At 43.0% G+C, this 12,695-nt stretch carries 10 protein-coding genes; 7 read left to right on the forward strand and 3 right to left on the reverse strand.

Annotation, left to right across the window (positions count from 1 at the left end):
• Together DQQ10_RS19980 and DQQ10_RS19985 are read right to left on the reverse strand one after the other, a co-directional pair.
• Entirely contained in the window at positions 1-1,449 is a 1,449-nt protein-coding gene (locus tag DQQ10_RS19980) for a DUF4062 domain-containing protein (RefSeq protein ID WP_112748697.1), read from the reverse strand.
• 12 nt (positions 1,450-1,461) lie between these two features.
• Positions 1,462-4,650, reverse strand: a complete 3,189-nt coding sequence (locus tag DQQ10_RS19985) for a HEAT repeat domain-containing protein (protein ID WP_112748698.1) — start codon at positions 4,648-4,650, stop codon at positions 1,462-1,464.
• Between the two features lie 226 nt (positions 4,651-4,876).
• Between DQQ10_RS19985 and DQQ10_RS19990 the strand changes: the two genes are divergently transcribed.
• Both DQQ10_RS19990 and DQQ10_RS19995 read left to right on the forward strand, forming a co-directional pair.
• Positions 4,877-7,195: an OmpA family protein gene (locus DQQ10_RS19990; protein ID WP_112748699.1), complete on the forward strand. Its 2,319-nt coding sequence runs from the start codon at positions 4,877-4,879 to the stop codon at positions 7,193-7,195.
• Between the two features lie 61 nt (positions 7,196-7,256).
• Positions 7,257-7,796 (forward strand): hypothetical protein, encoded by a 540-nt coding sequence (locus DQQ10_RS19995; protein WP_112748700.1) that lies wholly within the window; start codon positions 7,257-7,259, stop codon positions 7,794-7,796.
• Here DQQ10_RS19995 and DQQ10_RS20000 read toward each other — a convergent pair.
• Positions 7,791-8,990 carry an S-adenosylmethionine:tRNA ribosyltransferase-isomerase gene (locus DQQ10_RS20000; RefSeq protein WP_112748701.1) on the reverse strand — a complete coding sequence of 400 codons (1,200 nt, stop codon included), beginning with the start codon at positions 8,988-8,990 and terminating at the stop codon, positions 7,791-7,793. The two genes, DQQ10_RS19995 and DQQ10_RS20000, sit on opposite strands and share 6 nt — an antisense overlap.
• Positions 8,991-9,066: 76 nt before the next feature.
• Between DQQ10_RS20000 and DQQ10_RS20005 the strand changes: the two genes are divergently transcribed.
• From DQQ10_RS20005 to DQQ10_RS20025, 5 genes are all read left to right on the forward strand, one after another.
• Complete coding sequence (locus DQQ10_RS20005) at positions 9,067-10,125, forward strand: o-succinylbenzoate synthase (protein ID WP_112748702.1); 1,059 nt, start codon at positions 9,067-9,069, stop codon at positions 10,123-10,125.
• Between the two features lie 26 nt (positions 10,126-10,151).
• On the forward strand, positions 10,152-10,778 hold the full coding sequence (locus tag DQQ10_RS20010) for a hypothetical protein (RefSeq protein ID WP_112748703.1): 627 nt from the start codon (positions 10,152-10,154) through the stop codon (positions 10,776-10,778).
• A gap of 46 nt (positions 10,779-10,824) precedes the next feature.
• A complete protein-coding gene (locus DQQ10_RS20015; RefSeq protein ID WP_112748704.1) occupies positions 10,825-11,517 on the forward strand; it encodes a class I SAM-dependent methyltransferase in 693 nt (230 codons plus the stop codon).
• A gap of 3 nt (positions 11,518-11,520) precedes the next feature.
• Positions 11,521-12,048, forward strand: coding sequence for a hypothetical protein (locus tag DQQ10_RS20020; protein ID WP_112748705.1), 528 nt, complete (start codon positions 11,521-11,523; stop codon positions 12,046-12,048).
• A gap of 83 nt (positions 12,049-12,131) precedes the next feature.
• Complete coding sequence (locus tag DQQ10_RS20025; RefSeq protein WP_112748706.1) at positions 12,132-12,692, forward strand: putative glycolipid-binding domain-containing protein; 561 nt, start codon at positions 12,132-12,134, stop codon at positions 12,690-12,692.
• Positions 12,693-12,695: the final 3 nt, after the last annotated feature.

Below are 12,695 nucleotides of genomic sequence, written 5' to 3' on the forward strand. Positions count from 1 at the left end.
TTAGGCGTTAAATTCCTGTAAAAATGATTTCAATGATTCAATAGAGCGCTGCTCATCGCCTTCGATTACGCGAAGGTTTTGACTCCGGAATGACTCAACATTTAAATTCGATCCCGTATTCGCGACAATCGCTTTCGCTACGATTGGTTTCTTTCTTCCAAAGCCAGGTGCTTTTAACAGATCCAGCGCTTTCATACGCACCCACTGCTCGTTTACTTTTCCTTTATAGATGATTGCCGCATCGAGTGAACGGAGGTTGTCTATGTGCTGTTGACGAAGGGCAAGTAGTTCCCCTTCAAATGAAGGCAGAAGTACCTTGAATCCAGACTTCTCTAACAAATCAACAATAGGTTTGATCGCAACCAAGTCTATCTTATCGTGTATTAAATAAATCGTGCGGCCAGTGTTACTATCGATGATTTTTTTCTCACCGGCTTCCAACAACTCTTCACGCATGATGTTTTTGAAATCTTCGAGCGGCGTTTGCAGAATTTCGGCGCCCTCTTGCGCTTCCACATCTCGCTTGATATTATCAATGAAAGATTTCTGACGCTCACTGGCATGGGTCATGTTCGGTGAGATCCAAATCAAACGTGTAAACTCTTGCTTATTTTCTTTGGCTTTAATCGACTTTTCTGAAGCGAACTTATTCTGAAGATCTACAACAGATCGATCGGCACCTTCTGGAATTTCTCCGTAGGCACTGCCGATCAAGTGAATCGAAAGATTACATTCCTCTAAATCCCGACGGACCAGTCGTTCAAGTTCGCTCGCATTTCCCGGAAGTGTTTGATTCGGAAGTACGCTATAACCGTGTCGCTGTAATTCTCGCTTGATGATATTTCGCTGCACGGATAAGTCGTGACCTGTTTCCGCGAGGTAGATTGTTTTGCGTTTGTAAATGCTTCTTACTTCCGATTGCGATGAAGTATCGCGAAGGAAAAGCAGTGTTTCATAAATATCATATGCCAGGTCAACCATTTTCATCCAATACTGACGTTCCGCTTCGGTGCTGAAGTAGTCGGTATACTCGCGGATCTCACCAGAGTCTGGATCTAGTTGGTACATTTCGTATCCCAACAAATCGCGCAAACGTGGTGGTTGTTGCTGAAGGTTGAGTGGTGTTTTGAATACTTTGAAAACACGATTTCTGTTTTTCGGAGCTGATTCAAGAACCTTGTAAAAAGTCTCGACGTGATCAAGGCACTGACCTGACTGAATAAAGTCTTTTGATAAGATTGAAACCAATACCGCGGTGTTATCCATTTTCGGAGAAACCATACTGTCGAACTCGCCTTTTAGCATGATGCGTGGCTTTTCGCCTAACACTTGCGTGAGCATCAGTTCAAGGAATTTTTTGAACTGCGATACCCAGCCGAGTTCGTTTTTAGATGCAGTCTCATTGTCACGATCTGCGAAAGCGATCACAACATCAATTTCAAATGCCATGGGTTTTTCCGGTTAAGCTTGTACTACTTCAGGTCTGTCTGTTATATTTTTGATGAGCCCCTGCACCAATTCATGGTGATTGGCCATTACGAAATAAAAGTCCATAAGGTTAATCTTAAACACAACGGAGCGTTCTGTCGCCGTAATGGTGGTTATCTTTGAAACCGCGCCATCCTGGAAAAGCTCGCCGTACACGCCACCTTTTTTCAAAGTGGTTACCTCAAGACCATTATAATTTAATCTTACCTCACCATGTGCAACAATCAATATTGGCGTATTGATCTCATCATCGGCTGTAAGCTTCAATGTCTCTGAAAATTCAAGATCGATAGGGTGTACTTTGTCGGCGAGATCACTGATTAATGAACCATGGATGTTCTTAAATGCGGGGATCTGCTTGATGAAAAGTATCAGTTCTATCCATAAGAAGAAACCATCGTCAAGTCCATCGAGCAATTGGTTATTTTCGATAGAAGAGTCGAGGAATTTTTTGTCGCGTTCTGGTAAACGTTCCGCGATAGCGTGATATGCTTTTTGGTCCTTGTTGTAGATTACCCATGCGGCGGTCTCTTGTAATAATCGATCCGCATTGAACATCTGTGCGACCAATCCGCGGCTTACCCTAAAGTCTGAAATAAATGCAGAAGCATGCACCGCGCATACTTTAGTCCAGCGATTGTTAAGGTTGAAGTCGCGATTCAGGATGTAGTTGATAACCTGGATCGGATTATAATTTTCTCGCGGAAAGTGAATTTGCAGCTGGGTCAACTTCTCATTGATGTCCAGATCATCTAAGAGCGGTAATAATTTTGGCTTCAGCTCTGGGTCAATAAAAAGATCCAAAAGCTCCATGGCAAACGCGATGTTATCGGGATCTCCGGTTTCAATATTTTCACGCACAAGTTGTACCGACTGAGGATCGTATAAGATCGACAGCAACATGTAAATCTGGTCGTAGTTTTCTGTTGCTTCTTCCTTGAGTGCGTCTTTTAAATATTCGAAATGCTTTTCATTCGGAAGTTCATGGATAGCCGCCAGGTTCCAGATGGCTTTACTCATTTCACTTTCGAGAAGGTTCACTACATCACGCGCTTCTCTATTCATCGCGTGATAGTTGATAAACCGTAGGGAGAAGAGGATTTGTTTAACAATGCGCTTATCCGGATAGTCTGTCTTTTTCCAGAGTAGTTGTAGGGAGTAGCGACCCCCGATGCGTCCCATGATCTGGACGATCCGCAGCATCACCATTTCGTTTTGTCCTGACTTATGGAACGCAGCTTCTAACGTTGGCAATACCGATTCTCCTACTTCCTTCAAGGCAGCTGCTGCATGGTGACTGTATGTAGGCGATCCAAGAAGTTCTATGAGGATTGGCCATGTTTCGTTCCGCTTCACTTTGCGTGCCGTCTGAAGCGCTTCGAAACGTACTTTTGGATCTGCATCACGCAAGAGCTCGAGTAATACAAATATCGTCTTTGGTCCGAGTAAACGTCGGAGCAGTTTCGCGGCAAGAATGCGATCGCTTTGCTTCGACGATTTGCTCATGCGAAGCAGTTTCTCTGGCGAAATTGAAAGCACGTCGCTGTCTTCGATTTCTCCTGATGCTCGTTCTGCTAATGTGCGGATTTCTGATTTGTCCGTGCCAGGCGTGAGGCCCAGCTCTTCAATTTTTCGCACCGCCCATGCCTTGAGCGTTTTTGATTCGCTCGACGAAAGTCTTGTCACGGTGTTCTCAAACAACGCAGGCTCGAGTTTCTCCATGAGCTTCAGTGCATACACAACTTTTTCCTCTACGGATGAGTTGACTTCTTTCTCAAGTACCCGACTTACGTTGTACTCCTTCTCTGATTTTAATGCTGTCTTCCGCTTGTTGCGAACCAATGTGCCGTGAAGCGTATACTGATAGTTTGTATGCAGCTTTCCTGTGGAATAATACCACGCCACCAGAATCGGCAACGTAAAGAGACAGATAAAGATCAAGTCGAAGAAATCAACGCGTGTGATGAGGATGATCAATCCCCCCGCGATTACGCTCGCGAATGCTGTTACAATACCTTCGATTTTTGTCTGAACATCGATGCGAATATTAGATTCTATCGGCAGCAGATAGAGCTTAAAAGTTGGGTTGTCCAAGCTATCTTTCAGCGAACGAATGATCAACTTGCAAAGCGCAATTGTCATGAAAAAGTAAAAGAAGAATTCGTTCTCGGCTGATTTCGTGTATCCGAAAACATTTCCAAGCACCAGTGCGACCGTGATAAATAGTGCAATCAGAATGGGATTCACCATGAGGGAAACTTTCATGCCGTATTGCTTGATGATATAGTCGGTCGCGAAAATCTGGAACAAGAAACCGAATACAACTACCGTTGCTTCGAAGTAACTGATGAAGTTTGCTAAATCTTGTGGATTGGCGGCGAACTCCATGTTGATTACCGTCAGATAGGAGTAGTCCACGAAGTTGATGGCAATCATCGATGCAATGATGAAGAACGACATAAAGAAGATGTAGCGATTCTTAAAGAAGTCGGTTACACCAAGCTTTTGGTACATGGCTTTCTCCTGGGCGAAAGTTTTTCCTTTTGTAAGGTGTCGAATCGATAGGTAGATGAACGTAACAAGAAATAGAATTACGGCTACTAAGCTGATCGTGTAGAGATGTTCTTCGTGATTCTTGAAATAGTCTAGTTCGTTGATTTGGGGGATCGAAAAAAACGCCAAGAATGAAGCCACCATCGCACCCAAGTCAACGGTTCCAACAAGTCGTTTCGATTGTTTGATGTTAAACATCCGGGAGAACGATCCCCAGAAAACTAAGAACAACAGAAAGGTAAACGGAATGAGCGCAACGAAGCCCACAAAAAAGATGGTATCTGGATCTTTGAAAAAGCCTTCTCCAAATTCAATGAATGCTGTAACAGCTGTAACAACCAATAGGCTGATGATAGCAAGGGCTTGAAACGGTATTCTGTTTTGAAGGATGTTATAGAGAATAGTAACAAGGAGTCCGAAACATCCGGAGACGAGAAGCGCTGGGGCGAGCCACTCCGCCTCGTTGAAGTGTTTCAAAAACAAAGCTTGCGACGCCACACTAAGGGTCGCTAAAAATACCCCCATGAAAAAACTCATGATAAGAAGTAAGCCTACACGACCTACCTCAGGGTGCTCAATATCTAGGGTTCTTAAGATATAAGACTTCATAAAATCCGCCTCATAACGCTAAAATTCGACATATTCCAACGAAAATCCTACAAAGCGGTTTAATTTTAGGTAGACATAACACTTATTAAGGGTGTACATAAAGATGTGGTGTAACTGGATGGGTTCAAATGAATTGATCCTCTGGTGTTTGTAATATTAAGGGGTAAAATCGCTATTTTAAACCTGCATAATCTTTGTAGTATTGATCCAAAATCAAATTTGCCTTATGGTAAAGCATGCAATCTGTCTTTTCTTTCTTACTTTTTTAACGTTATCCCTATACGCACAAGGGGGTAAAGCGGTCGCGGAAGGCGATCGCCTTTTTGGTGTTAAAAGTTATGACGCCGCGCTGGCAAAATACCTGGAAGCCATTCAGGCTGGGGAAAAAGACCCAATGATCCATTATAAAGTGGCCGTCTGCTATCAGAAGTCTCCAGAGCTTTCGGAGCAAATCAAAGCTATTCCTTATTATGAACATGCCCTTCAACATGCGCAAGGTCTGCCTAATACATTATACTACGACCTTGGCGACATATACTTGAAAGATGAGAACATTCAGAAAGCCATTGAAAACTTTTCGAAGTTTCGTGAGCTGAGCAACAAGGCCGACAAGAAAGTGATGGCGCTCGCCGACGATGCGATCAGAACGTGTAACAATGCCCAAGCTTTGATGTCTGTTCCGCGTAACTTCAAAGTGAACTACTTTAATGCGATGGTGAATACAAAATTCACTGAGTATAACCCGGTAGTGTCTGCCGACGAAAGTATCATGGCCTACACTGCGCTTCGCCCGAACACCGGCAAAACCAGAACAGGTGATAAGTTCATTGAAGAAATTTACATTTCGTATAACACCAATGGATCCTGGTCTGAACCGAAAGTGATTCCTATCGCGCACGATTACAACGTAGGGACTGCTGGTATTTCTGCCGACGGACAGAAAATGCTAATCTTCATGGGAGGAGCGACCGATCCGGGAGGCGTATTTCAAATCAACAGGTCCGGCGAAAGCTGGTCGAAGCCAAGTCTTCTAGCGCCGACTATCAATACACCAAAATTTCTGGAATCAACAGCGAGCATTACGCCCGATGGCAAAACGATTTACTTTGCCAGCGACAGGTTGGGAGGTCAAGGTGGATTGGATATTTACAAAACATCGTTACAGCCTAACAATACTTGGTCTACACCTGTAAACCTCGGACCGGAAGTGAATTCGAAAGCCAATGAAGATGCACCTTTCATTCACCCTGATCAAAAGACATTATTCTTCACTTCGGATGGTCATAACTCGATGGGTGGTCGTGATATTTTCATGACGAAGCTTGTGGGAACAAAATGGACGTCGCCAGAGAACATGGGCTATCCCGTAAACACGACAGCAAACGATAACTACTTTACGTTGATTGCTGACGGTACGCGCGCGTACTTCTCTTCCGATCGCAAAGGTGGTCATGGTGGACAGGATATTTATTATCTGGACTTACCAGCAGAATCTGCAAACATTCCGCTCACAATGATCAAGGGTAAAATTCTGAACGCAGAAACCCTTAAGCCAATGCCGACAAAGATTTATTTGATCGATAATGAGACTGACAAAAAGTTGGATTTCGTGTATGATCCAGATCCGGAAACAGGTAACTACTTGATCATTCTTCCTCCCGCTAAGAATTACGACATGATCATTGAATCGGAAGGTTTCTTGCCGTATACATTGAATATCAATGTTCCGAATCAAACGTATTTCTATGAGCTGTATCAGATGATCTATTTGAAAACGATCAAACAGTTTGATGTTGTGGTAGGTCAGGAAGTACAAGTAAAGAATGCCTTCTATGACACGGATCAAGATGTAAAGGCCGACCTTCGTAAAACACATGAAGCTAAACTGGTGCAAGGTGGCAACGTGGATGTATATGACATGATGCTCGACCTGATGGCAGCCAATGATAAAGAAGGTATTGATTATTTGACAGACCTCATCAACTTGAAAGATCCTATCGAAGAAGTAAACTTTGACGAATCTAAGAACGCGAATATCGAAGTAGCCAGTAGAACATACTACTACGACGAAAGTGATGAAAGTAAATTTGAGCAAAAGCAAGTTGATGGGAAAACGATCTTCTCATTGCCGACTTTCATGGTGAAAGAGGAGATTCAGAAACAAAAAGCGCAAGGACAGAAGAAGTCAAACTTCGATAAAGCAGCCCTTACAAAGTTTGTGAAGATATACTTTGATGCTGGTAAGAGTGATTTGAAAACGCAGTACAACGCGCCGTTGGATGTTATCCTTGCCGAACTCGCAAAATATCCCGATCTCGGCGTTGAAATATCGGGATTTGCTTCAGCGGAAGGTTCTGAGGATTTGAATCGTGAGTTGTCCAACAAGCGTGCGATCTCAGTGCTTGACTACTTTAACCACAAGGGTGTTGTTCGTCGACGCATCGTGGCAAAAGGATATGGCGCTTCGAAAGATGTGGCCACCTCGAAGGAGGAAGGACGACGGGTAGAGGTTCGTATTGTAGATCTCAACGCTGTTGCGAAATAAGGATTTGTTCACAGAAAAAGCTCGACATGTAGTCGGGCTTTTTTTATGTTTGATCAGCACTATGAAAAAAGTACTTCTCGTTAGTTTGATTGTCGCAATGTTTTCCTGCGATGAAAAAGAAAAAGAACACGCAGATCCGTTGACAACCTCACTGCGTGTCTCTACCTGGAAGGTGAAGCAAGCTGATGTGATTGAAAATGGTGTCGTCGTGGAAACATTGTTGCCTGACGCGGACATGAAAGACGTATACCTGACATTTACCGACAATACCAAGATTTACCTTGGTAACGGCAGCTGCGGCGAGTGGAAAACGAAAGAGGGACGATTACAATTTAAAATCTATGGGCAGCAGGTTGTTCCAGGTTTGTGTCAAGATGCGAACGCCAGTAGGATATACCTGAATGATAGTAATGTAAAATTGCCGGATCATGCGAAACTGGAGATAGACGGACTGGGTGGAGCTTTGTCATATTTCGACAATCATATTCAGTGGAGTGAAGTGATCGAAGGCATTGCCGACGGTGAACTATCCGTGCGGATTCAGTATGAACGTACCCAATACGCCGTTACGCCAACTTCGGGTTGCTGCGCAAAACTATGAGGATATGCTGGGGAGTAACAGAGAACTGTCGCCATAACTCAAAAAACGATAGTCGTTTGTCATGGCTTCATGGTATATTTTTTTCCAATCGTCACCGACGAGCGCAGCTACCAACAATATCAATGTAGATCCGGGTTGGTGAAAGTTTGTGATCAATCCATCACACATTCGGAATTGATAGCCCGGCATGATAAAAATGGATGTCTCACCTGTGAGCATGTCAATACCTTTTTTGTCCATTTGCTGTAAAATTCTTTCTAGTATTTGGGTGCGAGTCGCACTTTGTTTAATGGTGTAGGGTTCATCTTGATGAATCGAAAACGAAGCGGCGGGATCGTTTAATAACCTCACACCAAACCAGTATAAACTTTCCAGCGTGCGCATAGCCGTTGTTCCTACTGGGACAATAAAATGATTCGCCTTTAACAAATTTATGATCGTTTCTCTGCGCACAATGATTTGCTCTTCGTGCATCGTATGTTCAGAAGCAACTTCAGCTTTAACGGGTTGGAAAGTTCCGGCGCTTACGTGCAACGTGACGAAGTCTGTACTCATTTTTTGCTGCTGAATCGCGGAGAGAATTTTGTCCGTGAAGTGTAGGCCTGCCGTCGGGGCAGCAACAGCGCCGTCGTGATGCGCGTACACAGTCTGGTAGCGCTCTTTATCGCTGCTCTCAACATCACGCTTTAAATAGGGTGGGAGAGGTGTTTCTCCTGATAACGACACAATCTCGGCGAACGACTGCGAGCTATTCCATCGAAACTCAACAACACCTTTTTCACGATCGATCAAATGTGCTTCAAGTGTCGTACTGCCCAACTTCTTTTGAAGAATAGTTCCTGTTGTCCATTTCTTTAAGTTGCCAATCGTGCATTGCCATGTTGCCGATGGATGTGCTATCATCGCTTCAACGACTAGTGTTGACGGAAGTAACGGGTGCAACAGAAAAGTTTCGATCGACGCACCTGTCTCTTTTGTGAAATGTAAGCGCGCCGGGATCACTTTTGTATCATTAAAGACAAGGAAACTATTGGACGGTAAAAAGTCTAGGATGTTTCGGAAAGCAGCATGCTCAATTTGTCCAGCCTGATATACCAATAACTTTGAATCATCTCTTTTTTCAAGCGGAAATTTGGCGATACGCTCGTGTGGTAGATCGTAAGTATAATCTTTTATGAAAAGCTGCGGCTTCATGTTTGGCTGACGATATGATTCTTAATCTTTGCTCCAAAGTTAATGCGAAAACATTATTTTCGTTCTTTTTAATTCCATGGCGCTTCAAACATCACTTGATAAAAGGGTCTTCCATTTCAATTTCAATGCACGGACGTCGCGCGGTGCAATGCAAGAAAAGGTCTCGTGGTTTGTCAAGTTGTGGGATGACGCGGCAGATCATGTAATCGGCATCGGTGAATGTGGTCCGCTACAGGGGCTAAGCGTCGATGATAGACCTGATCTTGATAGCATACTACGAAATACGTTATTGCAATTTGAAGGTCGTGCTTTTGAACAAACTACATTGGACGATGTAATGTCGTTGTTGCCGGAGGAATTTCCTTCTATTCGATTTGCCATTGAAACAGCATGGCTTGATCTCGTCAACGGCGGTCAACGTACAATCTTTAACAATGATTTTCATCGTGGTACGCCCATCGCTATCAACGGCCTCATCTGGATGGGTGATCTGGATTTTACAATTAGTCAAATCGATAAGAAAGTACAGCAAGGATTCTCCTGCATTAAATTGAAGGTTGGTGGACTTGATTTTGACAAGGAGTGTGGCGTATTGGCCTACATTCGAAAGCAATATGCCAATCACAAAATAACGCTCAGGCTGGATGCTAATGGCGCGTTCACTGTCGATGATGCGCTCCTCAAGTTAAAGGCGCTGAGCAAGTTCGATATACATTCCATTGAACAACCAATTAAGCCTGGCTTGCCGGAAATGGAAGTGTTGTGTAGGACGTCGCCCATAGCCATCGCGTTGGATGAAGAATTGATTGGCGTAAAATCATCCGCACGCATTTCACTGCTACACCGACTGAAGCCACAGTACATCATTTTAAAACCATCGCTTCATGGTGGCTTAAGCGGAAGTGCCGAATGGATTTCCATTGCCGAACACCTAGGAATAGGATGGTGGATTACATCTGCATTGGAATCTAATATTGGTTTGAACGCAATTTGTCAGTTTACGGCCAATTATGTCACAAACATTCCGCAAGGACTTGGAACGGGAGCAATCTATGAAAACAATATCGCGTCACCTTTAGAGGTAGTAAATGGACAGATCAGATATAATGCTGATAAATTATGGGATAACTTTTAGAAAGACGCACGTTAGCGTTTTTGAATATGGGACTAGATATTTATCACTGTAAAGCATCCTTAGAGCGTCCAGAAGAAAGTGCGTTGTTTGCTGGAGATGCTTACATACTTGAAGAAGATTATTCTTATTTCGATGTCGACTTTCATTACTTCGCACCATTTAGTCAAATGATCGACGTGCCTAGGATTGGCAAGACCATTTATTTTCCAAAAAGTGCACGTTATGCGGATATGATAAAGAAATCTGTTCTTATTGACGATAAATGTGAAATTCTTTTGGTGCCAAACGAAATCGAAATGGTTGATAGATTGGAGGCGTTCGTTGAGCGTAATCATTTGAGTCATTTGCTGCGTCACCGTTTCGATATGCTAGGTTGGACACAGTTTGATCTATATGATCATGAGTCAAAATTCGGGTTCTATTCCCTAGAGGTTGGCTATCAAAGAAAAGGCATGAGGCCTGATAAATTCTGGAAAAGATTCATGTCGGATGACGTATACAATTTTACAACGCGCGACGATTTTGAATATGCTTTGAGTTGTGTTGAAAATAGAGTATTTCCTCCATCGGGGCACAACCAAATCCATTTGTTCAAGCGAGATTTTGTTGATGCCTATGAGCAGAATAGAAGCTGGTTGGCGTTAAGTTATTAGTGGAATACGTTGGATCGTTATTGATATATTTAAGACCGATTCATCGATGAATTTGATTCCAGAAGAGAAATTAGTTTGGTCACCGGTTGTTGCAAATACTCGGATGAACCGGGAGCGCAACGCGAGCGGTGTGAATAGCTATGAACAAGAGTTTGGATTTAGACCACAAGATTTTCTTCAGGAAAGAATCCAGCAGCGGGGCTTCGCTTCTTGGTTGGATCTGTGCAGCGGACAGGGTAAAGCGCTTGCCCAAGTAGCCTCATTATTCTGCACCATGGAAATTCAGAATAAAGCTAGACTTATTGGTGTTGATCTTTTGGCCAATGATTTAAATGTAAGCCAAGAGATAACATGCCTCCACTATGAAGTTTTGCCGATATTAGAATTTCAAACGCAAGAGAGATTTGATCTGATCACTTGCGTTCATGGGCTGCACTATTTAGGTGATAAGCTTCAGGTAATCAGTAATGCAATTTCTTTTCTGATGCCCGATGGTCTTTTTATCGGTAATCTCGACTTGAACAACTTTGCAGTAAATGGTCGAAAAGGTGATTCTGTTATTAAAAGGGAATTCAAGAAGAATAAAATTGAGTTTGATCAGCGTACACATATCGTCAAGAAGAATGGGAAGGCAATCATTAAATTTGATCTTCGTTATCTAGGCGCTGACGATACATATGGTCCGAATTATACAGGACAGGAGTCGGTAACGTCTTATTACCAAGTGCCTCAAATCTGATTTATGATCTTGAAAGCTGTAATCATCAAAACGCGTGAAATCTCACGGTGCGTTCTTGTTACGATCGTGATTACAGGATGTCAATCAGAATCAAAGTGGCTTGCTGTTGAAAGCGAACTTCGCTATGGTAACGAAGAAATGGCTGATGAAATGGCTTTAACATTGCAGCGACTTAGGTCTTATGCAGAATGTAGCGACGATCATTTTCTTAGGGATTTTTATGAACGCAATTTGAAACTTGATTCTGCTAAAAAGTATCTACTGAGTTGTATCGACAAAGAACGAACGGATGACGAATTGCGGACTGTTTTGCGTGTATTCAAAGTGAAAGCATTTGCCGCACTTAGCCCGTACACGTCGATCGATGAAGCCGCTCGTTATATTTCGGCAGAGTTGATTTTTCTTAATGAACACGGTAGAGACTTGCCGCCCGGCCTACGCGAGGAATTTTATAAACATGTTATAGAGCGCTTTCATAAAATGACCTATGCGTGTTACTTTAGGCAGATGGGTATCGATAGTCCGTGCTAGTCCTGCGCAAGCGTATTGTTCGCTAGCCAAGTAGGACGAAAATTCGTTCGGTATTGGTACCTTTTTTTTCTACTAGAATAATCATGCGTACAAATATCCTTTGGACAGGTAGGGAATATCATTCCATAGAGCACTGCTCGTTGCAATCGGTCGAAGATGGCTTCGAAGTTTCTTCAACCATTGTTGGTTATTATCAGAATACGATCTATAAAGTGGATTATCATCTAGAGTTGAATGAGCGTTGGGAAACATTATCAATCAAGATAAATAGTAGTCTAAAGAATGTTCTTACTGAATATTCTTTCTATTCAGACGGTAAAGGGAATTGGAACGATCGCGATCATTCATTAGATCAATTCAAAGGTTGTGTTGATATAGATATTCCGCTTACGCCTTTCACCAATACATTGCCGATTAATAGACTTGAACTCAAGGATGGTGAAGAGGCCGAGATTGACGTACTATACCTTGATTTGCTAGCCCAGGAAGTCCGCGCTGTCAAGCAGAAGTACAAACGATCTTCGAACCATGTGTATCACTATGAAAACATTCCGAACGACTTCGATGCCGATATCCAGGTCGACGACTTCGGATTAGTTACAGACTACCCAAAGCTATTTATCATGACAGCGAAATCAACTTGAGAT

Origin of the sequence: Pseudochryseolinea flava, assembly GCF_003286915.1 — a bacterium.
Taxonomy (GTDB): Bacteria; Bacteroidota; Bacteroidia; order Cytophagales; family Cyclobacteriaceae; genus Ohtaekwangia; species Ohtaekwangia flava.